A 23,232-nucleotide genomic window follows, 5' to 3' on the forward strand; every position below is an offset into this window, starting at 1 on the left:
TCCAGAACGACAAAGGGCGCGGCCATCGCTGGCCGCGCCCTTCTTCATGGTCGGATGATCGGCCTACTTGGCCAGATACTTGTCCAGCCAGCCGAACACCTCGTTGTGCCATTGCAGGCTGTTGGCCGGCTTCAGCACCCAGTGGTTCTCGTTGGGGAAGAAGACCAGGCGGCTGTCGATGCCGCGCCGTTGCAGGGCGGTGAAGGTCGACAGGCCCTGGGCCGTCGGGATGCGGTAGTCGAGGTCGCCCTGGACCACCAGCATCGGCGTCTTCCAGTTCTGGACGTGGTTGGCCGGGTTGAACTTCTGATAGCCCTCAGGGTTTTCCCACGGCGTGCCGCCGTATTCCCACTCGGTGAACCACAGTTCCTCGGTGGAGTAGCCCATGCCGAAGGTGTCGAAGACGCCGTCATGGTTGACCAGGCACTTGAAGGCATCCGACCAGTTGCCGGCGATCCAGTTGATCATATAGCCGCCGTAGGAGGCGCCGAGCGCACAGGCGTTATTGCCGTCAAGGAAGCTGTACTTGGCCTGAGCCGCGGCCCAGCCCTTTTGCAGGTCCTCCAGCGGGCGGTCGCCCCAGTGCTGGCTGATGGCGTCGGTGAATTCCTGACCGTAGCCGGTCGAGCCGTGGAAATCGATCATCACCACCGCATAGCCCGCGCCGGCATAGGTCTCGGGGTTCCAGCGATAGGACCAGCTATTGCCGAACGAGCCCTGCGGACCGCCGTGGATCAGGAAGGCGACCGGGTATTTCTGACCCTCGACATAGTTGGCCGGCTTGATGACGAAGCCATACACCGTCTCGTCGTTCCAGCCGGGGAAGCTGAACTGTTCGAACTGACCAAAGGCCTTGTTCGCCAGCTGAGGGTTCACATTGGTCAGGCGACGCGGCATCTCGCGACCGCGCCAGGTCTTGAAATAGAGGTCGGCGGGCGAGGTCAGGGTGTCGACCGCCATAACGAAGCCCGAGGGCGTCTGTTGGAAGGCGCCGACATGGCCTTCGCCCGTCAGCGGCATGACCGAGCCATTGCGCGTGTCGATGGCGAACAGGCGAGTCTGACCGACGTCGCCGGCCGTGGTGTAAAGGGTCTTGCCGTCCGCCGACCACTGCAGGCCGTCGGCCGAGCGGTCCCAGTTGGCCGCGATCTGGCGCGTCTGGCCGGTGGCCACGTCCCGCAGGAAGATCGAATACTTGTCCGCCTCGAAGCCCGGACGGGCCATGGCGCGATAGGCCAGGGTCTGGCCGTCCGGCGAGAAGACCGGGCCGGTGTCCCAGGCCGGGTTGGCCTCGGTCAGGTTGGTCAGCTGCCCCGGCGCCGAGACGGCGACGCTGTAGAGGTCGAAGTCCGTGCTCCACGGCTCGCTCTTGCCCGCTTCGCGCGCCGAGAAGACCAGCGAACGGCCGTCGGGGGCGAAGACGAACTCGCTCTCGTCGCCGAAGGGTTTGGAGGGGGTGTCGCCGTCAAAGCCCTTGGTCACCCAGACCGGATCGCCGCCCGCCTTGCCGTCCGCGCCGATGGTCTGGACGAAGAGGTGGTTCTGGGTGTGGTCGCTCCACGTATCCCAGTGGCGCACGAACATGCGATCATAGACCTGGCCCGTCGACTTGACCTCTGCGGCGGCCTTGGCGCGCTCGACCGAGGCGTTCAGGTCTGCGGCTTCGGGATAGACGGCCAGGGACATGGCCACGGCGTCGCCGGCGGCGTTGACGCGATAGGCGTTGACGTCGGTCGGCAGGCTGGTGACCTGGGTCGCCGTCGCGCCCCTGTCGGCCGAGACCCAGACCTGGCTCGAACCCGAACGGCCCGACAGGAAATAGAGCTTGCCGTCGGCGCCCCAGCGGGCCGTGTTGGCGCCGCTTTCGGAAATGGCCAGCTTCTGCGCCTCGCCCGCGCCCTTCAGGCTCAGGATGTAGAGGGCGCTGGAGCGGCGGTTGGCCGCAACATCGGTCTGCGTCAGGGCATAGACCACCCACTCGCCGTCCGGCGACACCTGGGGATCGCCCAGTCGGTTGGCCGAGATCATGTCCTGATAGGTGAAGGCGTTCGACGCAGCCGGGGCGGTCGCGGCGGCGGGCACGGGCGCCTCGGCCAGGGCCGGCAGGGCCGAGGCCGTCAGCAGGGCGACGGCGCTGAGGCCGCTCAGGAGATGGGGCAGATGACGCATGAGCGATGATCCTCTCGGCTTCGCGAAATTCTTGGCGGCAGGCGTAGCACCGGCGGCGACGACGTCAAACCCGCGATCCGGTTCGCGGCGATGGTCACGACCGCTTGCCGCCATCGCCCGGAGCGGCGACAAGCAGGGTCATGAGTCCCGCCTCGCCCCATATCGTCGACGTGCTGATCGCCGAGCGCGCGCCGCGCCTGACGCGCTCCCCCGCCTGGCCGGTCGTGCGCCCGGCCCTCTACGGTCTGCTGGACTACGCCAAGGCCCGGCGCATGGCCGACGCCATCGGCCCTATGGGCGGACGACAGGCGCTCGATTACGTCTCCGACCTGCTGAAGCTGACGGTCGAGACGCAGAACCTGAACCGCCTGCCCGCGACGGGGCGCTGCCTGGTCATCTGCAACCACCCGACCGGCATCGCCGACGGCCTGGCCGTGCACGACGCCCTGAGGACCGTGCGCGACGACCTGATCTATTTCGCCAACGCCGATGCGTTGCGCGTCTCGCCGCGCCTGGCGGAAACCGTGGTCCCGGTCGAGTGGGTCACGGCCAAGCGCACCCGTGAGAAGACCCGCGCCACGCTGCAGTCCGCCAAGGACGCCTTCGAGGCCGAGCGCTGCGTCGTCATGTTCCCCGCTGGACGGCTGGCCAGGGTCGACGAGCACGGCCGCCTGACCGATCCCGAATGGGCCACGACGGCAGCGTCTCTGGCGCGCAAATACGAAGCCCCCGTGGTCCCCATCCACGTCGCTGGGCCGACCAGCCGCCTGTTCCACCTGTTCGACCGCTTCTCGCAGGAACTGCGCGACATCACCCTTTTCCACGAACTGCTGAACAAACAGGGGCGGGAGTTCGACCTCAGCGTCGGCCTGCCCATTCCCTCCGCGCGACTGGACGTGGACGCCGCCCGCGCCACCGAGGCGCTGAAGAGCTTCGTCGAGCGCACCCTGGCCGCCGATCCCGACGCGGTGTTCGCATGACGACCTTCGTACTTTCCGACGCCGACGCCACCACCCGTCTGGGTCAGGCCATCGCCCCCCTGCTGGAACCCGGCGAATCCGTCCTGCTCTACGGCCCGCTCGGCATGGGCAAGTCGACCCTGGCGCGCGGCCTGATCCGCGCCCTGACCTCGCCCGACGAGGACGTGCCCAGCCCCACCTTCACCCTGGTGCAGTTCTACGAAAGCGACCCGCCCATCGCCCATTTCGACCTCTATCGCCTCAGCCGTCCCGAAGAGGCCTTCGAGATTGGACTGGACGAGGCCCTGGACGAGGGTTGCGCCCTGATCGAATGGCCCGAACGGTTGGGAGAGGACCCCGGCCATATGCTCGGCCCCGACCGATTGGTCATCACCATCGCCGAAGACGGCGAGGGCCGCCGTGCGACCGTTATTGGCGCAGGGGCGTGGGAAGCGAAACTGAAGGAAGTTCATGTCTGACCGCGAAGCCCTCCGTCTCGATTTTCTGCGCTCGGCCGGTCTGGCCGAGGCCGCCCGCGCGCCCCTGCCCGGCGACGCCTCGACGCGCCGCTACGAGCGCCTGACCACACCGACCGGCGCTTCGCTGATGCTGATGGATCAAGCCCCCGCCGCTGAGAGCCAGCCCTGCGATCCGTCGTGGACGCCGGAGCAGCGGCACGCCCACGGCTGGAACGCCGTCGCTCGCCTGTCCGCCGGCCGCATCGAGGCCTTCGCCGCCGTCGCCGCCCACCTGAAGTCGCTGGGCCTGTCGGCGCCCGAGATCGTCGCCGTCGACGCCCCCAAGGGGCTGGCCGTGATCGAGGACTTCGGCGACGCCCTGTTCGCCAACGTGATCGCTGAAGGCGCCGAGGAAGCCCCCCTATATCGCGCCGCTGTCGAGGTCCTTGCCGTCCTGCACATCGCCCCGACGCCCGAGGTCCTGACGGGAACGGCGGGCGACTGGCCCCTGCTGACCTACGACCAGACGGCGCTGCAGGGCGGGGCCGACCTGTTCGTCGAATGGCTGCCTAAACTGATCCCGTCGCTGGCCTTCAGCGATGACGCCGTCGCCGAATGGCGCGCCGTCTGGGCCCCGATCACGGCGGCGGGGGAGGCGGGCGCATCCGTCATGGCCCACCGCGACTATCACGCCGAGAACCTGATCCGGCTGGACGGCAAGACCGGCGCCGCCTCGGTCGGCCTGATCGACTTCCAGGACGCGGTGAAGGCCCACCCGTCATGGGACCTCCACTCCCTGTTGCAGGACGCCCGTCGCGACGTCTCGCCCGAGTTGGAAGCCCTGGCGCTCGACCACTATTTCGCCCTGCGGCCCGAGACCGACCGCCAGGCCTTCATGGCGGCCTACAATGGTCTGGCGGCGCTGAACGAGGCGCGCATCCTCGGCGTCTTCGCCCGCCTGATCGCCCGCGACGCCAAGCCCAAGTACGCCGCCTTCATGCCCCGCATGTGGGCCCACCTGAACGCCAACCTGAAGGCCCCGGGCCTCGAGGCTGTCGCCGGCTGGATGAACCGCCACGTGCCGGAGGATCTCCGTCGATGACCGCTCCCAAGACCGCCATGGTCCTCGCCGCCGGGCTCGGCACGCGGATGCGGCCCCTGACTAACGACCGGCCCAAGGCCCTCGTGGAGGTCGGCGGCCGCGCCCTGATCGACCACGTTCTCGACCGGCTGGCCGAGGCGGGAGTGACCGAGGCCGTGGTCAACGTCCACTGGTTCGCCGACCGGCTGGAGAGCCATCTGTCCACGCGCACCCGCCCCGCCATCACCATTTCTGACGAACGCACCGAACTGCTGGAAACCGGTGGCGGTCTGAAGAAGGCCCGTCCCTTGCTCGGCGACGATCCCGTCTTCGTGGCCAATATCGACAGCGTCTGGATCGACCGGGGCGATGCTCTGGGCGACCTGATCCGCCTGTGGGATCCCGAACGCATGGACGCCGCCCTGCTGCTGGCCCGACGTGAGGGCGCCATCGGCTTCGAGGGCGGCGGTGACTTCTTCCTGTCCGACGACGGCACCCTGACCTTCCGGGGCGAGGCCCCCCATGCGCCTTACGCCTACATGGGCGTCCACATCACCCGGCCCGGCTACGCCGACGCCGGCCCCGACGGTCCCTTCTCGCTCAGCCCTCTGTGGCGCGCCTCGGCCGCCGAAGGCCGCCTGTTCGGCTGCGTGCTGGACGGCGACTGGATGCACGTCGGCGACCCGCAGGCCCGCGACGCGGCCGAAGCGCGGCTGAAAGACGAGGGCTGACCATGTCGAGGGGCCGCTTCGATCCGTTCGCAGGAACCGGGCCGCGCTGGCGCGCCGTGCCGGCGTGGCGGCCCTTCCTCGAAGACCTCGCGGCGGGGGTGCTGGACTGGCTGGGCGATCAGACGCCCGAGACCCTGACCGACGCGACCATACTGCTGCCCAACCGCCGCGCCGCCCGCGCCTTCTCCTCGGCGCTCGGCAAGCTGGCCGGCGACCGCCCCGTCCTGCTGCCCCAGGTCCGCCCGCTCGGCGATCTGGAGGAGGACGAGCCGCCCTTCGCCCCTGGCGAACTGGGTCTGGACCTGCCGCCCGCCATTCCCGCCCTGACGCGCCGCTTCGAGATGGCGCGGATGATCGCCGAGGAGTTCGAGCCGGGGATGAAGCCCCTGCGCGCGCTGGAAATGGCCGATGCTCTGGGTGGCTTCCTCGATTCCTGCCAGTTGGAGGAAGTCCCCGACCTGTCGCGTATCGCCGGCTTGGCCGAACAGGACCTGGCCGCCCACTGGCAGGACAGCGCCCGCTTCCTCGGCCTCGCCGTCGAGGCTTGGCCCAAGCGGCTGGAGGCCCTCGGTCTGGTCGATCCCGCCTGGCGCCGCGCTGCGCTGCTGCGCCGTCTAGCCGAGGCCTGGGACGCGCGCCCGCCGCAGCAGCCGGTGATCGCCGCCGGCTCCACCGGCACCGTCCCCGCCGCCGCCGACGTCCTGGCCGCCGTGGCCCGCAGCCCCCAGGGCGTGGTCGTCCTGCCCGGCCTCGATCTCGATCTGGCCGACGGCGTCTGGGACCGCATCGACGACCAGCACCCCCAAGCCGCGCTGAAGGCCCTTCTGGAGCGCGCCAAGGTCTCGCGCGATCAGGTCCGCCCCTGGTTCAAGCCCGCCGTCGAACCCCGCATCGAGGCGCGCGGTCTGGCCCGCCAGCGCCTGATCAACGAAGCCCTGCGCCCGGCCGAGGCCACCGACGACTGGCGCGCCGAGATCGCCCGCCTGCGCGCCGACGCCGCCGAGGCCGGCCAGGCCGCCGACCCCATCAACGAGGGCCTGAAGGGCCTGTCCGCCCTCTCCGTCCGCGCCGAGGAAGAGGCCGCGACCGCCATCGCCCTGCTGATGCGCGAGACGCTGGAACGACCCGGCGAAACCTGCGCCCTCGTCACCCCAGACCTGGACCTGTCGCGTCGCGTCGAAGCGCGGCTGGCGCGCTGGGGCATCATCCCCGATGCCTCGACCGGCGCCCCCCTGTCGCGGATGAGCGCCGGAGTTCTGGTCGACCTCGCCGCCCGCTTCATCGAGACGCCGCTCAAGCCCCAGACCCTGCTTGGGCTGATCAAGCACCCGCTGACCCGGCTCGAGCTCGACGGCGCCAGCCTGCCCGACGCCGCCTCGGCGCTGGAGGAACACGCCCTGCGCGGCCCGCGTCCGCGCGACTGGGCCGAGGTGCAGAAACGTCTGCTGAAGGCCGCCGAGCCCGGTCGCGGCGGCCAGCCCCTGCCCGAGTGGAAGGCCGCCCGCCTGTCCGGCGCCCGCGCCCTGGCCGCGCGGCTGGAGACGCTCGCCGCAGAGGCCCTCGCGATCTTCTCGCCGACCGCCGCCCCCGACGCCGCCGCCCGCGCCCTGACCAGCCTGATGGAGGCGCTTGCGGGTCAGAACGCCTGGGCCGGTCCCGACGGCGAGGCCGCCGCCTCTCTGCTGTCCGCCCTGATCGACGGCGGCGGTTCGCTGGGCGCCGTCACCCGCGCCGACTTCGCCGCCCTGGTGGCCGGTCTGCTGGGCGAGGAGACGGTCCGCACCGGCGGCGCCACCCACCCGCGTCTGCGGATTCTGGGGGCCATCGAGGCCCGCCTGACGCGCGCCGACCGCATGATCCTGGCCGGACTGGAGGAAGGCGGCTGGCCTCGCCCCGCCCCGGTCGATCCCTTCCTGTCACGCCCGATGAGGAAGGCCCTCGGCCTGCCCACGCCCGAGCGGCGTCTGGGCCAGACGGCGCAGGATTTCGTCCAGGCCGCCTGCGCCGACGAGGCTATCCTGATCCACTGCGAGCGACGCGGCGGCCAGCCCGCCGTGCGCTCGCGCTGGCTGTGGCGCATGGAGATGCTGACGCGCGGCGCCGACGCCCCGGCCACCCCGGTCGCCATCGCAGCGCCCGAGGGTCTGGCCGACTGGACCCGGGCGCTCGACGCCCCGCCGCCTGGCGCCGCCCGTTTCGCGCCGCGCCCCATGCCGCGCCCGCCGGTCGAGCGCCGCCCGCGCAGCCTCTATGTCACCCGCATCGAGCGCTGGGTGCGCGACCCCTACGCCATCTACGCCCAATGGGTGCTGGGCCTGAACATCATGGACCGCCCCGGCGCCTCAGCCGAGGCGATGGCGCGCGGCAACGCCGTGCACAAGGCCATCGAGCGCATGACCCTGATGTGGCCCCACGTCCTGCCCGACGACTGCGAAGCCCAGATCGAGGAACTGCTGATCGAGGAGTTGACCGCCCACGGTTTCGAAGAAGCCGCCATGGCCCGCGAGACGCCGCTGGCGCGCAACTGCGCCCGCTGGCTGGCCGGGTTTGAGGCCGAGCGCCGGGCGCGCGGCGTCAATCTGCTGATCGAGCAGCAGGGCACCATGACCTTCGACGCCCCCGCCGGTCCCTTCACCATGAAGGCCTACGCCGACCGCATCGAGGTCGGGGCCAGCGGTGCCGCCATCATGGACTTCAAGACCGGCGGTGCCCCCTCGGGCAAGCAGATCAAGGCGGGCTTCGCACCCCAGTTGACCCTGACCGCCGCCATCCTCGCTGACGGCGGCTTTAAGGACACAAACGGACCCGTGCCTGCCGACGAACTGACCTATGTCCGCGTCGTCGGCCGCAAGAAGGCGGGCGAGGTCGCGATGCGCGCCTCCGGTCCCGAAGCGGCGGCGCTGGGCGAGGCCGCGCTGGAGGGACTGAAGAAGCGGGTCGCCCGCTTCGACCATCCCGACACCCCCTATGTCTCCTGGGCCGCGCCCCAGTTCATGGGCAACTACGGCGGCAACTACGACCATCTGGCCCGCGTCTGGGAATGGCACGTGGTCGGCGGCGAGGAAGGCGACAGCGAATGAACATCGCCACTCCGCAGATGCGCCCTGACCCGCAGATCCGCGCCGCCGACCCGGCCCTGTCGGTCTTCGTCACCGCCAACGCCGGCTCGGGCAAGACCACCACCCTGGTCAGCCGCGTGGCCCGTCTGCTGTTGGGCGGGGCCGGGGCCTCGGCCATCCTCTGCGTCACCTACACCAAGGCCGCCGCCGCCGAGATGCAGGCCCGCCTGTTCGAGACCCTGGGCAGGTGGGCGGTCATGGACGACGCCGCCCTGTCCGCCGAACTGGCCAAACTGGACGCCAGCGATCCCGCCGGCCTCAACCCGGCCCGTCTGTCCGAGGCGCGCCGCCTGTTCGCCCGCGCGCTGGAGACGCCGGGCGGGCTGAAGATCCAGACCATCCACGCCTTCTGCGAAAAGCTGCTGCGCCGCTTCCCCATTGAAGCCGGCGTCTCGCCCCGCTTCACCGTGCTGGAGAACGAAGCCGCCATCGCCCTCAGCCACGCCGCGCGCGAGGAGCTGGCCCGCGCCGCGCTGAAGGACCCGGACGGTCCGGTCGGTCAGGCCTACAGCCATTTCGCCGTCGAGCTGGACTGGGGCCGCTTCGAGAGCCTGCTGGCCATGATCGAGGCCCGACGCGCCGACCTGACCGACTATGTCGCCCGCGTCGGCGACGGCGCGGCCCCCGGCCCGCACGCCCTGACCGGCGCCGATCCCGAACAGACGCCCGACGACATCGAGGCCGACTTCATCCGCTGGCTGGACCGGGGCGAGGTCCGCCGCATGGCCGAGCTGATGGCGACCGGCGGCAAGACCGACAAGGACCGCGCCGCCGAACTGATCCACGCGCTGGATCATGAGTGGAGCTTTCACGGCCTCGGCGTCGTCTTCCTCACCGGCTCAGGCTCGCCGCGCAAGTCGATGGCCACCAAACAGGCCCCGCCCGACGCGGGCGGCTGGCTGACCGATCTTCAGGACAAGTATCTGGCCACGCTGGACGTGGTGCGCGCCGCCAAGGTCGCCGCCGACACGGTCAAACTGCTGACCCTGGCCGTGGCTCACGCCGCCTTCTACGAAGCGGCCAAGGCCGAGCGCGGGGCGCTGGACTTCTCCGATCTGGTGGCCAAGACCGTCGACCTGCTGACCCAACGCTCGACCGCCGCCTGGGTGCTGTACAAGCTGGACGGCGGTATCGACCACGTCCTGATCGACGAGGCCCAGGACACGGCGCCCGAGCAATGGGCCATCATGCGCGCCCTGACCGGCGAGTTCTTCTCGACCGAGGCGACCGACCGCACCGTCTTCGCCGTCGGCGACGAGAAGCAGTCGATCTACTCCTTCCAGGGTGCCCGCCCCGAACGCCTGCGTCAGGAAGCCCAGATCTATGACGCCCTGATCCGGGCCTCCGGCTCGGCCTTCGAGGGCGTGCCGCTGGAGACCTCCTATCGCTCGACCGAGGACGTCCTCGCCTTCGTCGATCATGCCTTCCATGATCCCGAACGCACCCGCGCCCTGGTGGGCGAGGCGGGCGACATCCCCCGCCACCTGCCCGCCCGCCTCGGCCAGCGCGGCAGCGTCGACCTGTGGCCCCTGTTCATGGACGAGGCCCCGCCCGAACGCGACGCCTGGGACGACCCGGTCGATCAGGAGAGCGTCGCCGGCGCCCGCAAGCGCATGGCCGCCGCCCTGGCCCAGGAGCTCAAGCGTCAGGTCGAGACCGGGGCCACGGTCTATGACCGCAACACCCGCCAGCCGCGCGCCAGCGGCTATGGCGACTTCCTCATCCTGGTGCGCCGCCGCGACGCAACGTTTGAAGAGATCATCCGCGCCCTGAAGAGCGCGGGCGTGCCCGTCGCCGGGGCCGACCGTCTGAAGCTTTCCAGCCACATCGTCTTCGACGACCTGAAGGCCCTGGCCCGCTTCGCCCTATTCCCCGGTGACGACCTGTCGCTGGCCGAGGTGCTGCGCAGCCCCTTCTGCGACGTGGACGAGACCTCGCTCTATGATCTGGCCGGGCGCGAGAAACGTCAGGGCCTGTGGCGCGAACTGAAGACCCGCGCCGGCGAACGCCCCGAATGGCGCCGCGCGCTGGACCTGTGCCTGGGCGCCCGCGCCGCGCGCGACGGCGATCCCTTCGCCTTCTTCTCGACCCTGCTGAATCGCGTGGACGACACCGGGGTCTCGGGCCGCGCGCGCGTGCTGACGCGGCTGGGCCGCGAGGCCGAGGAAGCCATCGATGAGACGCTCAATCAGGTTCTGGCCGCCGAGAACCGCGGCGGGGTCGATCTGGAGACCTGCCTCGCCCTGCTGGAAGCCGCCGACGTCGAGGTGAAGCGCGAGCTGGAAGGTCCGCGCGGCGAGGTTCGCGTCATGACCGTCCACGGCGCCAAGGGGCTGGAGGCGCCCGTCGTCATCCTGCCCGACACCACCATGAAGGCGAAGGCGCAGGGGCCGAGCCTGATGCCGGTCGCGCTGGACGCCATCGGCATGGGCGACGGCGAGGCCTGGCTGATGTGCCCCGGCGCCAAGGGCGATGACTGCGCCGCCTCGAAAGCGGCCCGCGACGCGCGCGAGGCGAGGGTCAGCGACGAGTCCCTACGCCTGCTCTACGTCGCCCTGACCCGCGCCCGCGACCGGGTCATCGTCATGGGCCGAGGCTCCAAGAAGGCTCCAGAAGCCGGCGACTGGTGGTCGGTCATCGAAGAGACCTTCGACCGCCTCGGCGACGAGGTGCGGACGCTGGACAACAATGTCCGCCGCTACGGCGTCGATCTGGACGTCCTGCCCCCCGTGGCCGCCGCGACCGAGGCCCGCCCCGCGGCTCCCGACTGGACCCGCAACATCCCCGCCCGCGACGCCGCCGCCCGCTTCGCCTCGCCGTCGCAGATGCAGGAGCAGAAGCGCATCCCCGCCCCTTCCCCGCTGGCGCGCGGCGAAGGTCCCGGCGCAGGGCTGGGCCGCTTCCGCCGCGGCGACCTGATCCACCGCCTGCTGGAGCGCCTGCCCGACATCGCCGCCGCCGACCGCCCCGACGCCGCCGTGCGGATGCTGGCGCGCGAGCGCGACCTGTCGGACGACCAGCGCACCGAGATGATCGGCGCCGCCTTCGCCGTTCTGGACGACGCCCGCTTCGCGCCCGTCTTCGGCGAGGGCTCCCGCGCCGAGGTCGCCCTGACCGGCTCCTCGCCCGACCTGCCCGCTGGAGTCTCCATCTCGGGCCGCATCGACCGGCTGGTGGTCACGCCCGAACGGGTGCTGGTGGTGGACTTCAAGTCCAACCGTCCGGCCCCGGACCATGTCGAGGACGCCGACCCGGCCTATGTCCTGCAGATGGCGATCTACACGGCGGTGCTGAAGCGCCTCTACCCCGACCGTACGGTCGAGGCGGCCCTGGTCTGGACCGACGGACCCAAGCTGATGGCGGTGCCGCAGAGCCTGATGGACGCCGCCCTTTCAAATGCGCGTTGATTTGTGGGGGAATCGCTCCCACATCTGCCGGGAACGCTGAGCGCACTCAGCGCGCCACTTATTTGGTGCTCAAGCAGCGAGGCCCCGCCCCGCGGGCCGAGCGATAGCACCCCTAAAGGAGAGCCATTCATGGCGACCGTGAAAGTCACCGACGAAAGCTTCGACGCCGACGTCCTGAAATCCTCGACCCCCGTCCTGGTGGACTTCTGGGCCGAGTGGTGCGGCCCCTGCAAACAGATCGGCCCGGCGCTGGAGCAGATCGCCGACGAGCTGGCCGGTCAGGTGACGATCGCCAAGGTCAACATCGACGACAGCCCCATGACCCCGTCCAAGATGGGCGTGAAGGGCATCCCGACCCTGATGCTGTTCAAGGACGGCCAGCTGGCCTCGATGAAGGTCGGCGCCATGCCCAAGGGCAAGATCGTCGAATGGCTGGCCGAGGCCGGCGTCAAGGCCGACTAAAACGGCTCAGACGATGAAGATCAGGCGGCGGCGTCGAAAGGCCCGCCGCCTTTTTCATGCGCCTAAAGGGGCCAGGACTCGGGGCTGGCGCCCAGCACCTCGCCCGCCAGATAGAGCGAGCCGCAGATGACGATGCGGCCGGCGCCCAGAGCCAGGGCGCGATCGATCGCTTCGTCCACTGATCCGGTCGGCATGGTGCCGAAACCGCGCCCCTGCGCCACGGCGGCCAGGGCCGCCGGATCGGCGGCGGCGCCGTCGAAGGCCACGGTGAAGACCTGGGCCTCGATGCCTTTCAGCGCCTCGAAGAAGCCGCCTGCGTCCTTGTTGGCCAGCATGGCGACGATCAGAGCCAGGGGGCGCGGCGCCCGCGCCTGACGCTCGGCCAGGGTCCGGGCCAGGGCCCGCCCAGCATGAGGATTATGCCCGCCGTCCAGCCACAGCTCGGCGTCGAAGCCTTGCGCCTTCTCGGCATAGGGGCCCGCCGTCAGACGCTGCATTCGCGCGGGCCAGCGCACGGACTTCAGCCCCTCGGCGATGGCGGCTTCAGGCAGATCCAGTTCCAGAGCGGCGGCCACGGCCACGCCGGCGTTGTCGAACTGGTGCGGGCCGCTGAGCGCCGGGGCCGGCAGGTCGAGGAAGCGCTCCTGATCCTGATAGACCAGCCCGCCCCGCTCGGCCCAGGCGTCGAAATCCACACCCATGACGGTCAGGGGCGAATGGACCTCGGTCGCGCGCCGCTCGATCACGGCCATGACGGCCTCGGACTGACGGGCGATGACGCCGCGCGCCCCGGCCTTGAGGATGCCCGCCTTCTCGGCGGCGACGCCATCGATCCTGTCGCCCAGGAACTCGGCGTGGTCCAGATCGACGGGGGTTATGACGCTGAGCAGCGGTCGGTCGATGACGTTGGTGGCGTCCAGCGATCCGCCCAGACCCACCTCGATGATGGCCAGGTCAGCGGGGGTCTCGCTCATGGCCAGGAAGGCGGCGGCGGTCGTGCTTTCGAACACGGTGGCCTCGCCCCCGGTCTCGGCCATGGCGGCTTCAATACGATCCAGCACGTCGTTGAGATAGTCGTCGCTGATCAGCGTCCCGGCCAGACGGATGCGCTCGTTGAATCGCACCAGATGCGGCGAGGTGTAGGCGTGAACCCGCAGGCCCGCCGCCTCGGCGATGGCGCGGATCAGGGAAACCGTCGAACCCTTGCCGTTAGTCCCGGCGACATGGACCACCGGCGGCAGACGATCCTGCGGATTTCCCAGCGCCGCGCACAGGGCCCGCATCCGGTCCAGCGACAGGTCGATGCGCTGGGGATGGCGGGCGCGCAGGCGTTCCGAGATCGGGTCCATAGACGCCCTTAGGCCGCCTTGCGCTTGCCGCCCATCAGCATGGACATGATCTGGCCCAGGGTCGTCGGCAGATCGCCGCGCGCCACGACCTTGTCGACCATGCCCTTGCCCTGCAGATACTCGGCGCGCTGGAAGCCCGGCGGCAGTTTCTCGCGAATGGTGGTCTCGATCACGCGCGGACCGGCGAAGCCGATCAGGGCGCCCGGCTCGGCCAGGTGAACGTCGCCCAGCATGGCGTAGGAGGCGGTCACGCCCCCCGTGGTCGGGTCGGTCAGGACCACGATATAAGGCAACTGCGCCGCCTTCACTTCCTGCACGGCGAGGGTGGTGCGGGCCATCTGCATCAGGCTGAGCGCGCCTTCCTGCATCCGCGCGCCGCCGGCGGCGGTGAAGCAGACGAAGGGTACGCCGCGCTTCACGGCTTCACGGGCGGCGGCGACAAAGGCCTCGCCCGCCGCCATGCCCAGCGACCCGCCCATGAAGGTGAAGTCCTGGACGATGACGACCGCGGCCACGCCGTCGATCTTGCCGAAGCCGATCGCCATGGTGTCCTTGCGGCCCGCGGCCTTGCGCGCCGCGTTCAGGCGATCGCGATAGGGCTTGCCGTCCGAGAACTTCAGCGGGTCTTCCGGCACGTCCGGAGTGTCGATGCTCTCGAACACGCCGTCGTCGAAGGTGGCCTTCAGGCGCGTCGGGGCATTAATCCGCATGTGACGGCCCGACGGCGTGACCCACAGGGCCGCCTCCAGGTCCGTGCGGAACAGCATCTCGCCGCTGTCCGGGTCCTTGACCCACAGATTGTCGGGCGTGTCGCGCCGGCTGACGATCTTGCGCACGCCCGGAGCGAAGCGGGACAGCCAGCCGCCGCGCGGCTTGTTCTCAGGATTCTTGTCGACCATGAGCGCGCCTTTAGACGGTTTCCGCGACGGAAGCACTAGTTCTGGCGGTTTTCACCGCATCGGCCAGGGCCTTCACCTTGGCCAGAACGCGGGGGACGGCCGGTTCGTTCGCCGCCAGAGCCGCCGCCACTTCATCAACGAAGACCGAGCCGGCCACCACCGCATCGGCCACGCGGGCGATCTCGGCGGCACGTTCCGGCGTCTTGACGCCGAAGCCGACAGCGACTGGCAGGTTCGCGGCCTTGCGCACGCGCTCGACCGCCGGGGCGACCGACGCGGCCTGCGCCTCCTTCACCCCCGTCACGCCCGCGACCGAGACGTAGTAGACAAAGCCCGAGGTGCCCTGGGCGATGACCTTCAGCCGGTCGTCGTCCGAGGTCGGCGTAGCCAGACGGATCAGCGACACCGACTGCGCGTCCAGCGCGGCGGCCAGGGGTCCGGCCTCTTCCGGCGGGCAGTCGACCACGATCAGGCCATCCACCCCGGCAGCGGCGGCGTCGCGCGCGAAGGCGTCGTAGCCGTAGCTCTCGACCGGGTTCAGATAGCCCATCAGGATGACCGGGGTGGCGTCGTCGCCCCCCCGGAAGTCGGCCACCAGATCCAGCGTGCCGCGCAGGGTCATCCCCGCCGCCAGACCACGCAGGGCGGCGCGCTGGATCGGCGGCCCCTCGGCCATGGGGTCGGAAAAGGCCAGACCCAGTTCGATCAGATCGGCCCCGGCGGCGGGCAGGCCGCGCAGGATCTCCAGCGCCTCAGCCCGGCTGGGATCGCCGGTCATGACATAGGGAATAAAGCCGGCCCGGCCCTCGGCCTTCAGCGCGGCGAAGCGGGCGTCGATGCGAGCCGTCGTCACTGAGGTGTCACTCCAGCGGCCGGAGCCTGCTGACCGGCGCAGACATTGCCGGGAATGGTGGCGAAACCGAGATAGCCCGGCGTTTCCGGTGCGGCAGGCCCCGAGGTGTCATAGAAGGCCACCATCTGCAGGCCGTCGCAGACGCCGCCTTCCTTGCGCTTGATCAGGACCACGCGGTTGTCGTCGCCGCCGGCCGCCAACCAGCCCTGGCTCTCGAAATGAGCGATATAGGTTTCGGCCAGGGCGCCGACGCCAGCCAGGGGCGCGGTGACGCAGAAGGCGCGACCGTTCAGGCCGTGCAGGTTGCCGCAGTCCGGCGCGGCCTTGGCGACCCCCAGAAGCGGGGTGTCGGCCGCGGGCACGCCTTGCGGTCCGGGGGCTGCCGCCTGAACCGGAGCCGGCGCGGCGGGCGCCGCCTGGGTCTTGGCCATCGTCAGGGTCGGCGAAACGGCGGCGACCAGGGCCGCGATCAGAAGGGTCTTCATGCTCAAAGCTCCACGCCCAGGTGTTTGGCCACCGTGAAAATATCCTTGTCGCCCCGGCCCGACAGAACCAGGACGACGTCGCCGCCCTTGCCGACTTCCTTCGCCACTTCGCCGATGCGGGCGAGGGCGTGGGAGGGCTCCAGGGCCGGGATGATGCCTTCCAGTTTCGACAGCAGCTGGAAGGCTTCCAGCGCCTCGTCGTCGGTGGCCGACAGGTATTCGCCGCGCCCCAGATCATTCAGCCAGGCGTGCTCCGGCCCGATGCCCGGATAGTCGAGCCCGGCCGAGATGGAGTGGCCTTCCAGAATCTGCCCGTCGGCGTCCTGCAACAGATAGGTGCGGTTGCCGTGCAGCACGCCGGGGCGGCCGCCCTTCAGGCTGGCGGCGTGTTCGGGGGTGTCCAGACCATGGCCCGCCGCCTCGACGCCGATCAGGCGCACGCCCTCGTCCTCGATGAAGGGGTGCATGGCGCCGATGGCGTTGGAGCCGCCGCCGATGCAGGCGACCACGGCGTCGGGCAGGCGCCCGATCTGGGCCAGCGACTGACGCTTGATCTCCTTGCCGATCACCGACTGGAAGTCGCGCACCATGGCCGGATAGGGGGCCGGGCCCGCCGCCGTGCCGATGATGTAATAGGTGTCCTCGACGTTGGTGACCCAGTCACGCATCGCCTCGTTCATGGCGTCCTTCAGCGTCGCCGCCCCCGCCGTCACCGCCGCGACCTCGGCCCCCAGCAGCTTCATGCGGAAGACGTTAGGCTGCTGACGCTCGACGTCCACCGCGCCCATATAGACGGTGCAGGGCAGGCCGAAGCGGGCGCAGACGGTGGCCGAGGCCACGCCGTGCTGACCGGCGCCGGTCTCGGCGATGATCCGCGTCTTGCCCATGCGCCGCGCCAGCAGGATCTGGCCCATGCAGTTGTTGATCTTGTGCGCGCCCGTGTGATTCAGGTCCTCGCGCTTCAGCCAGATCTTGGCCCCGCCGAAATGATCGGTCAGTCGCTCGGCGAAATAGAGCGGGCTCTCGCGACCGACATAGTGGGTCAGGAAGCCGTCCAGCTCGGCCTGGAAGCTCGGGTCGGCCTTGGCCGCCTCATAGGCCGCGTTCAGCTCGTGAATCAGCGGCATCAAGGTTTCAGGCACGAAGCGGCCGCCATAGGGACCGAAGCGGCCTTCAGCGTCAGGCCAGGCGTAGGAATTGGGAAGGATAGCGTTCACGAGCGGCAGTCTTTCGCGGGAAGGCGACGAAATCAGGACCGGGATACGGCCTCAAGGAAGGCGCGGATGCGGTCAGGGTCCTTAACACCGGGTTCGCTTTCGACACCAGAGGAGACATCGACCAGCGGCGCCCCCGAAATCCGCACCGCCTCGGTGACATTTTGCGGATCCAGCCCGCCTGCGAGGAACCAGTTTGCCGGAAGCGTCCGGTTCTGCATCAGCGACCAGTCGAACGAGGCCCCTACCCCGCCCGGCAGGTTCGCACCCTCGGGCGGCTTGGCGTCGAACAGCAGATGGTCGGCCACGTCGGCCCAATCCGGCACGGACGCAAAGTCGGCCTCGCTGCGGATCGGCAGGGCCTTGATGATGCCCGCCCCGGTCAGCCGCCGCACCTCGGCCGCGCGCTGCGGCGTCTCGTGCCCATGAAGCTGAATCAGGTCCGGCCGCAGGATCAGCCCCACCTCGGTCAGCAGGGCGTCGTCGGGATCGACCAGAACGGCGACGATCTTGGCCCGCTTGCGCGCCCGGTCGAACAGGGTGGCGGCGTGCAGCGGCGGGATGTGGCGCGGGCTCTTCTCGAACACCACCGCCCCGACAAAGGCCGCGCCGCCGTGCAGCGCCGCCTCCAGCGTCTCGGGCGTCGTCAGTCCGCAGATCTTGGCGAGGGTCATGAAGGTGAGGTGCGCGCCCCCGAGCGAGAGGTCAAGCTCAGACGAAAATCAGCTCGACATCTTCCGGCGTCAGCAGCCGCCACTCCCCGGGTCCCAGATCATCCGGCAGCACCAACCCGCCCAGCCGCTCGCGATGCAGGGCCTCGACGTGGTTGCCCGCCGCCGCGAACATCCGGCGCACCTGATGATAGCGGCCCTCGGTGACGGTCAGCAGGGCCTCGGTCGGCGACACGACCTCCAGAACGGCCGGCGCCAGCGGCTTGTCCTCGCCCTCCAGCACCAGATCGCCCGAGGCGAACAGCGCCCCCTCGGTCCCGGTCAGGGGTCGCGCCAGCGTCGCCCGGTAAACCTTGGCCACATGACGCTTGGGGCTGATCACCCGGTGCAGCAGGTCGCCGTCGTCGGTCAGCAGCAGCAGGCCCGAGGTCTGCTTGTCCAGCCGGCCGATGGTCGAGACGGCCGGGTCGCGACGCTTCCACCGGTCCGGCAGGATGTCATAGACCAGCGCCCCGTCTTCCTTGCGCGAACAGGTCATGCCCAGCGGCTTGTTCAGCAGCATGACCAGACCGGCCACCGGGTCCAGCGGCTCGCCGTCGATCTCCATCCGGCCCGGCAGGTCGGGCGTCACCGGAATGCGTTTCGAGACATCGGTCAGGTCGGCGCCGTCCAGCACGATGCCCCCCGCCTTGCCCAGCCGCGCCATCTCGGCCCGCGAGCCGTAGCCCATGGAGCCGAGCAGCTTGTCCACTCTGCTTGTTGGCGTCCTACCGCCCTTCGGGCTGCTTGAGGACGTGTTCACTTCACAGCCTCGAAGATCTTGTAGCCGCCTTGGTCGGCGACCATCCGCACCCGCTTGAAGGCGGCGTTCAGCTCGGCCTCGTAGGGAAGATGCCGGTTCGCCACCAGCCACAGCACGCCGCCGGTCTTCAGCAGGGCCGCCGCCTGACGGATGAAGTTCTGGCCCAGACGCCGGTCTTCCGTACCGCCGTCATGGAAGGGCGGATTGCTGACGATGAAATTCAGTTCGCCCGCTGTCGGCAGGGTGCGCACATCGGCCCATTCAAAGGTCGCGCGCAGGTCCTCGACGTTCTTCCTCGCCGCCGCGACGGCGCGACGGTCAATGTCGACCAGACGCAGGCTCGTCACCGCCGGCGAGCGCAGCGCCACCAGGGACAGGGCCCCGAAGCCGCTGCCCAGATCGGCGCCCGCCCCCTTCAGCGGCGGCATGACCCCGGCCAGCAGGGCCGTGCCCGGATCGACGCGGTCCCAGGCGAAGACGCCCGGCTGCGACCAGGCCTCCAGCCCTTCGACCTGTTGCAGGGCGCCCGCCTTGATGGCCGCATCCAGCCCCTCGATGGTCTCGGGGCGGGTGACGACACAGCGGCGATGGTGCGCCTTGGCCGTCTCGCCGAACTCGAGGCCGAAATCCTTCAGCTCCTTGCCCAGACGCGAGCCGCCCTTGCTCTTGTGCGCCATGACGTCGAGGCGTCCGCCGACCTTCAGCGCCCGCAGCGCCATCGCCAAGGTATAGCGCCGCTCCACCACGCCGGGCGGGGCATAGATCATCGCCTCGTCCACCGAACCGGGGGCAAGGTCTTCCAGCGCGGTCGCGCCGGGAATCAGGGGCGAGGTCTGCACCGCGCCGGTCGGAACGTCGAACACCGCGGGCGGGCGGCCATAGAGGATCGTGGTCATGGGGCGGGCCTATAACGCTTTCCTCCCTGTTCGCGAAGCGAATGGGGAGGGGGACCACGCAGTGGTGGAGGGGGCGGCACAGTGCTCGACCCTCGAGACGCCCCCTCCGTCACGGCCGCTGCGCGTCCGCGCCACCTCCCCATTGCTGCGCAACAGGGAGGAGAGCGGGTGACACCCCGGAACGGATCAGGCACAACCCGCCGATGCTCGCTGACCCCCGCCGTTCCTCATCCCCCGCTCCGCTTGACCTGAGCGCCGCGCGCGAGGTTCTGGGCCGGGTCTGGGGCCACGCCGATTTTCGCGGTCTGCAGGCCCATGTGGTAGCCGAGGTTCTGGCCGGGCGCGACGTCATGGCCGTCCTGCCGACCGGCGGCGGCAAGAGCGTCTGCTATCAGATTCCGGCCATCCTGCGCCCCGGCGTCGGCCTGGTGGTGTCGCCGCTGATCGCCCTGATGACCGATCAGGTCGAGGCCCTGAAGCAGCAGGGCGTGGCCGCCGCCCGCCTCGATTCCGGCGTACCGATGGAGGAGCGCTCGGCCATCTGGCGCGCCGCCCGCTCGGGCGAACTGGACCTGCTCTACGTCTCGCCCGAAGGCCTTGCCGCAGGCTCCATGCTGGAGCGCCTGTCCGAGATCGACCTCAGCCTGATCGCCATCGACGAGGCCCACTGCGTCAGTCAGTGGGGCCACGACTTCCGCCCCGACTATCGCTCGCTGGGTCGTCTGGCCGAGATCTTCCCCGGCGTGCCGCGCATCGCCGTGACCGCCACCGCCGACGCCCGCACCCGCGACGACATCCTCGCCTCGCTGCGCCTCGGCGAGGCCCGCGTCTTCGTCGACAGCTTCGCCCGTCCGAACCTGCAGCTGTCGGCCGAGCGCAAGATCAACGGCTCGCGCGCCCGCACCGACGCCGCCGTGGTCGATCTGGTGCGCGAACGGCGCGGCAAGTCGGGCGTGGTCTATTGCGGCAGCCGCGACGGCTGCGAGCGCGTGGCGCAAACCCTGCGCGACGCCGGGACCAACGCCATCGCCTATCACGCCGGTTTCGACGCCCGCGAGCGCGACAAGCGGCTGGAGCGTTTCCTGGCCGAGGACGGCGCCGTCATGGTCGCCACCATCGCCTTCGGCATGGGGGTGGACAAGCCGGACGTCCGCTTCGTCATCCACGCCGATCCGCCGGGTTCGCTGGAGGCCTACTGGCAGGAGATCGGCCGCGCCGGACGCGACGGCGAACCCGCCGAGGGCATCACCCTGTATGGCCCGTCCGACATCGCCTGGTCCCTGCGCCGCCTCGAAGGCCGCCCAATGGCCGAGGAGGTCAAGCAGGTCCAGACCCGCAAGGTCCGCCAGCTGTTCGCCATGCTGGACGGCGCCGTCTGTCGGCCTCAGGCCGTGCGTCGCTACTTTGGCGAGACAGACGCGGAAGCGTGCGGCGTCTGCGACATCTGCGGCGACCCGCCCGCGACCTTTGACGCCGTGGTCCCGGCGCAAAAGGCCCTGGCGGCAGTCCAGCGTCTGGGTGAACGCTTCGGCCGGACGCGCGTGGTCGACCACCTGCTGGGCAAGACCAAGGACGTCCAGCCGTGGGAATCGAACCTGTCCACCTGGGGCATCGGCGCCGACCTATCGCTGACCGCCTGGCGCGACGTCATCGACCACCTGCTGTTCGAGGGCCTACTGGTCGAGGACCCGAACGAGGGCAAGCCCATCATCCAGCTGGGCGATCCCGAGGCCGTCCGCGCCGTCTATCGCGGCGAGCGCCCGGTGCGGGTGCGCAAGGCGCCGGTGCGCGTGGTCGAGGCCGAACGCCCGCGCCGCAACGCCGGCCGCAACCTGGCCGCCGAGGCGCTGGATACGGACGTGCGCGCCCGCTTCGAGGTGCTGCGCGCCTGGCGCCGCGACCGCGCCGCCGAACAGCACGTTCCGCCCTATGTCATCTTCCAGGACAAGACCCTGGTCGAGATCGCCCTCAGCGAGCCGCGCAACCTCGACGCCCTGGGCCGCATCTCCGGCGTCGGCGCGGGCAAGCTGGAACGCTACGGCAAGGGCGTGCTGGAGGCCCTGCGCGCAGCGGACTGACACGTCGCTCCGTGACCAAACCGTAACTGGAACTGTCCGCTTCTCCCTGCCATGTCAGCCGTCGACACCGGGGGAGGGGAACAGGATATGAAACGGATTCTGGCGACGGGCGCGGCCTGCCTGGCGATGGCGAGCGCGGCTCAATCTCAAGCCCAGGACGCGGCGAGCGCAGCGCCCAAACCCATGGACCTGCCCCGCGACTGGTCGGCCACCCTGGTTCAGGACGCCACCGGCCTGCACGACATCATGATCGACAGCCATCCCGGCGTGCACGATACCCTCAATCCCGCCTTCAAACCTCGGCTGGAAGAAGGTCTGACCGTCGCGCTCGATCGCGCGAAAACGACGACCGACGCTGGCGGCTGGTGGTGGGCGCTGCGCGCCTATGTCGCCAGTTTCGAGGACGGTCACGTCGGCATCAACATCACCCAACCCAACTACGGCTTCGCCACGCGCTGGCCCGGCTTCCTCACCGTCTATCGCGGCGCCGACCAGATAGTGGCCGACCGTGACGCGGGCGACGCCGCGACGCCGCCCCTGGGCGCGCGTTTGATCGACTGCGACGGCGTGGCCGCCGAGGCCCTGGCGGAACAGCGCATCGGCCAGTTCCGGGGCCGCTGGTTCCTGGAGGCCCAGCGCGTCCTCTACGGCGACTGGCAGTTCATCAGCGCCCAAAACCCGTGGATCAGCGAGATGCGCCAGTGTCGCTTCGAGGCCGACGGCGCGACCCGGACCTACGCACTCAACTGGCGCGCCACCCCTGAGGACATCTACGCCCGCCGCGCCAAGCTGGCCCAGCGCGCCGAGACGGATTTCGCCCTGAAGCATTTCGACGACGGCGGCTTCTGGATCTCGACGCCCTCGTTCAACGGCGATCCGTCCAGCGAGACCCATGCGAAGCTCACGGCCCTGATCGCCGACATGAAGACCAAGCAGGAGGCCCTGCGACTGGCTCCCTATGTGGTTCTGGACCTGCGCGGCAACGGCGGAGGCTCCTCGCACTGGAGCCAGCTGATGGCCCAGGTCCTGTGGGGCGACGACTGGATGATCGCCCATCCCGAGCCCGCGATCGAGGCTGTCGAATGGCGCGCCTCGGACGGCAATATCGCCCAGATGTCCGAGTTTCTCGATCAACTGCGGGCCTCCAACGGCTCGCCCCAATACATCGCCTGGGCCGAGAGCGCCGTGGACGGCATGAAGGTCGCCAAGGCCGCCGGTCTGCCCTATTGGCGCAGCGCCAACGACGAAGCGCCCGAGGACGCCGCCCTGCCGCCGCCCGCCCCGCAACTGATGGCGGGCCGGGTCTATGTCCTGACTGATTCCAGCTGCGCCTCGGCCTGCCTCGACGCCGTTGATCTCTGGAAGACTGCCGGCGCCCTACAGGTCGGACGCGAGACCTCGGCCGACACCGTCTATATGGATATCCGCAACCCGACCCTGCCCAGCGGTCTGGCCCAGATCGCCGTGCCGATGAAGGTCTATCGCGGGCGGGCGCGCGGCAACAACGAGCCGCAACGCCCCCAGTATGTCATTGAGGGCGACATGAGCGACGACGCGGCCTTGCTGGCCTCGATCCGTCGGCTTCAGCCGGGCTGACGC

General features: G+C 70.0%; 18 protein-coding genes. 9 read left to right on the forward strand and 9 right to left on the reverse strand.

The genetic code is table 11. From position 1 onward, the window contains the following. Window positions 1-63 precede the first annotated feature (63 nt). Window positions 64-2,169, reverse strand: a complete 2,106-nt coding sequence (locus RTY13_RS15915; RefSeq protein WP_312784914.1) for a S9 family peptidase — start codon at window positions 2,167-2,169, stop codon at window positions 64-66. A gap of 140 nt (window positions 2,170-2,309) precedes the next feature. Between RTY13_RS15915 and RTY13_RS15920 the strand changes: the two genes are divergently transcribed. The 7 genes from RTY13_RS15920 (at window position 2,310) to trxA (ending at window position 12,386) form a co-directional block, all read left to right on the forward strand. After that, window positions 2,310-3,149 carry a GNAT family N-acetyltransferase gene (locus tag RTY13_RS15920; RefSeq protein WP_312784916.1) on the forward strand — a complete coding sequence of 280 codons (840 nt, stop codon included), beginning with the start codon at window positions 2,310-2,312 and terminating at the stop codon, window positions 3,147-3,149. Then, window positions 3,146-3,607, forward strand: a complete 462-nt coding sequence (tsaE, locus tag RTY13_RS15925) for a tRNA (adenosine(37)-N6)-threonylcarbamoyltransferase complex ATPase subunit type 1 TsaE (RefSeq protein WP_312784918.1) — start codon at window positions 3,146-3,148, stop codon at window positions 3,605-3,607. Before RTY13_RS15920 ends, tsaE begins: the two co-directional genes overlap by 4 nt. Continuing rightward, window positions 3,600-4,688 carry an N-acetylmuramate/N-acetylglucosamine kinase AmgK gene (gene amgK / locus RTY13_RS15930; protein WP_312784920.1) on the forward strand — a complete coding sequence of 363 codons (1,089 nt, stop codon included), beginning with the start codon at window positions 3,600-3,602 and terminating at the stop codon, window positions 4,686-4,688. Before tsaE ends, amgK begins: the two co-directional genes overlap by 8 nt. Beyond that, window positions 4,685-5,398 carry an N-acetylmuramate alpha-1-phosphate uridylyltransferase MurU gene (murU, locus tag RTY13_RS15935; RefSeq protein ID WP_312784922.1) on the forward strand — a complete coding sequence of 238 codons (714 nt, stop codon included), beginning with the start codon at window positions 4,685-4,687 and terminating at the stop codon, window positions 5,396-5,398. Before amgK ends, murU begins: the two co-directional genes overlap by 4 nt. Before the next feature lie 2 nt (window positions 5,399-5,400). Further along, window positions 5,401-8,478, forward strand: coding sequence for a double-strand break repair protein AddB (gene addB / locus RTY13_RS15940; protein ID WP_312784924.1), 3,078 nt, complete (start codon window positions 5,401-5,403; stop codon window positions 8,476-8,478). Then, a complete protein-coding gene (gene addA, locus RTY13_RS15945) occupies window positions 8,475-11,924 on the forward strand; it encodes a double-strand break repair helicase AddA (protein ID WP_312784926.1) in 3,450 nt (1,149 codons plus the stop codon). The genes addB and addA overlap by 4 nt, the downstream gene beginning before the upstream one ends. 129 nt (window positions 11,925-12,053) lie before the next feature. After that, on the forward strand, window positions 12,054-12,386 hold the full coding sequence (gene trxA / locus RTY13_RS15950) for a thioredoxin (RefSeq protein ID WP_292085218.1): 333 nt from the start codon (window positions 12,054-12,056) through the stop codon (window positions 12,384-12,386). 62 nt (window positions 12,387-12,448) lie between these two features. On the opposite strand, the gene RTY13_RS15955 is transcribed toward trxA, so the two are convergent. The 8 genes from RTY13_RS15955 to RTY13_RS15990 form a co-directional block, all read right to left on the reverse strand. Continuing rightward, window positions 12,449-13,735: a folylpolyglutamate synthase/dihydrofolate synthase family protein gene (locus tag RTY13_RS15955; RefSeq protein WP_312784929.1), complete on the reverse strand. Its 1,287-nt coding sequence runs from the start codon at window positions 13,733-13,735 to the stop codon at window positions 12,449-12,451. Window positions 13,736-13,743: 8 nt separating this feature from the next. Continuing rightward, window positions 13,744-14,634: an acetyl-CoA carboxylase carboxyltransferase subunit beta gene (locus RTY13_RS15960; protein ID WP_312784930.1), complete on the reverse strand. Its 891-nt coding sequence runs from the start codon at window positions 14,632-14,634 to the stop codon at window positions 13,744-13,746. A gap of 10 nt (window positions 14,635-14,644) precedes the next feature. Continuing rightward, a complete protein-coding gene (gene trpA, locus RTY13_RS15965) occupies window positions 14,645-15,487 on the reverse strand; it encodes a tryptophan synthase subunit alpha (RefSeq protein ID WP_312784931.1) in 843 nt (280 codons plus the stop codon). Then, window positions 15,484-15,972 carry a hypothetical protein gene (locus RTY13_RS15970; RefSeq protein ID WP_312784932.1) on the reverse strand — a complete coding sequence of 163 codons (489 nt, stop codon included), beginning with the start codon at window positions 15,970-15,972 and terminating at the stop codon, window positions 15,484-15,486. Before RTY13_RS15970 ends, trpA begins: the two co-directional genes overlap by 4 nt. Window positions 15,973-15,974: 2 nt before the next feature. Beyond that, window positions 15,975-17,189 (reverse strand): tryptophan synthase subunit beta, encoded by a 1,215-nt coding sequence (gene trpB, locus RTY13_RS15975; RefSeq protein ID WP_312784933.1) that lies wholly within the window; start codon window positions 17,187-17,189, stop codon window positions 15,975-15,977. Between the two features lie 32 nt (window positions 17,190-17,221). Beyond that, window positions 17,222-17,860 carry a phosphoribosylanthranilate isomerase gene (locus tag RTY13_RS15980; RefSeq protein WP_312784935.1) on the reverse strand — a complete coding sequence of 213 codons (639 nt, stop codon included), beginning with the start codon at window positions 17,858-17,860 and terminating at the stop codon, window positions 17,222-17,224. 37 nt (window positions 17,861-17,897) lie between these two features. Continuing rightward, complete coding sequence (locus RTY13_RS15985; protein WP_312784972.1) at window positions 17,898-18,587, reverse strand: pseudouridine synthase; 690 nt, start codon at window positions 18,585-18,587, stop codon at window positions 17,898-17,900. Window positions 18,588-18,655: 68 nt separating this feature from the next. Continuing rightward, complete coding sequence (locus RTY13_RS15990; RefSeq protein ID WP_312784937.1) at window positions 18,656-19,555, reverse strand: class I SAM-dependent methyltransferase; 900 nt, start codon at window positions 19,553-19,555, stop codon at window positions 18,656-18,658. A 203-nt stretch (window positions 19,556-19,758) separates the two neighbouring features. Between RTY13_RS15990 and recQ the strand changes: the two genes are divergently transcribed. After that, complete coding sequence (gene recQ / locus RTY13_RS15995) at window positions 19,759-21,633, forward strand: DNA helicase RecQ (RefSeq protein WP_312784939.1); 1,875 nt, start codon at window positions 19,759-19,761, stop codon at window positions 21,631-21,633. Window positions 21,634-21,720: 87 nt separating this feature from the next. Continuing rightward, window positions 21,721-23,229, forward strand: a complete 1,509-nt coding sequence (locus tag RTY13_RS16000; protein WP_312784941.1) for a S41 family peptidase — start codon at window positions 21,721-21,723, stop codon at window positions 23,227-23,229. The last annotated feature ends 3 nt before the right edge of the window (window positions 23,230-23,232 follow it).

This window comes from Brevundimonas sp. (assembly GCF_032055285.1).
Taxonomy (GTDB): domain Bacteria; phylum Pseudomonadota; class Alphaproteobacteria; order Caulobacterales; family Caulobacteraceae; genus Brevundimonas.

Bases quoted from the DNA above. Each gene is read 5' to 3' on its own strand.
- RTY13_RS15920 (WP_312784916.1), top strand. From the start codon at position 2,310: ATGAGTCCCGCCTCGCCCCATATCGTCGACGTGCTGATCGCCGAGCGC.
- addB (WP_312784924.1), top strand. From the start codon at position 5,401: ATGTCGAGGGGCCGCTTCGATCCGTTCGCAGGAACCGGGCCGCGCTGG.
- RTY13_RS15990 (WP_312784937.1), bottom strand. From the start codon at position 19,555: ATGACCACGATCCTCTATGGCCGCCCGCCCGCGGTGTTCGACGTTCCG.
- RTY13_RS15960 (WP_312784930.1), bottom strand. From the start codon at position 14,634: ATGGTCGACAAGAATCCTGAGAACAAGCCGCGCGGCGGCTGGCTGTCC.
- addA (WP_312784926.1), top strand. From the start codon at position 8,475: ATGAACATCGCCACTCCGCAGATGCGCCCTGACCCGCAGATCCGCGCC.
- RTY13_RS15980 (WP_312784935.1), bottom strand. From the start codon at position 17,860: ATGACCCTCGCCAAGATCTGCGGACTGACGACGCCCGAGACGCTGGAG.
- RTY13_RS16000 (WP_312784941.1), top strand. From the start codon at position 21,721: ATGAAACGGATTCTGGCGACGGGCGCGGCCTGCCTGGCGATGGCGAGC.
- trxA (WP_292085218.1), top strand. From the start codon at position 12,054: ATGGCGACCGTGAAAGTCACCGACGAAAGCTTCGACGCCGACGTCCTG.
- recQ (WP_312784939.1), top strand. From the start codon at position 19,759: ATGCTCGCTGACCCCCGCCGTTCCTCATCCCCCGCTCCGCTTGACCTG.
- tsaE (WP_312784918.1), top strand. From the start codon at position 3,146: ATGACGACCTTCGTACTTTCCGACGCCGACGCCACCACCCGTCTGGGT.
- RTY13_RS15955 (WP_312784929.1), bottom strand. From the start codon at position 13,735: ATGGACCCGATCTCGGAACGCCTGCGCGCCCGCCATCCCCAGCGCATC.
- murU (WP_312784922.1), top strand. From the start codon at position 4,685: ATGACCGCTCCCAAGACCGCCATGGTCCTCGCCGCCGGGCTCGGCACG.
- RTY13_RS15985 (WP_312784972.1), bottom strand. From the start codon at position 18,587: ATGGGCTACGGCTCGCGGGCCGAGATGGCGCGGCTGGGCAAGGCGGGG.
- RTY13_RS15915 (WP_312784914.1), bottom strand. From the start codon at position 2,169: ATGCGTCATCTGCCCCATCTCCTGAGCGGCCTCAGCGCCGTCGCCCTG.
- RTY13_RS15970 (WP_312784932.1), bottom strand. From the start codon at position 15,972: ATGAAGACCCTTCTGATCGCGGCCCTGGTCGCCGCCGTTTCGCCGACC.
- amgK (WP_312784920.1), top strand. From the start codon at position 3,600: ATGTCTGACCGCGAAGCCCTCCGTCTCGATTTTCTGCGCTCGGCCGGT.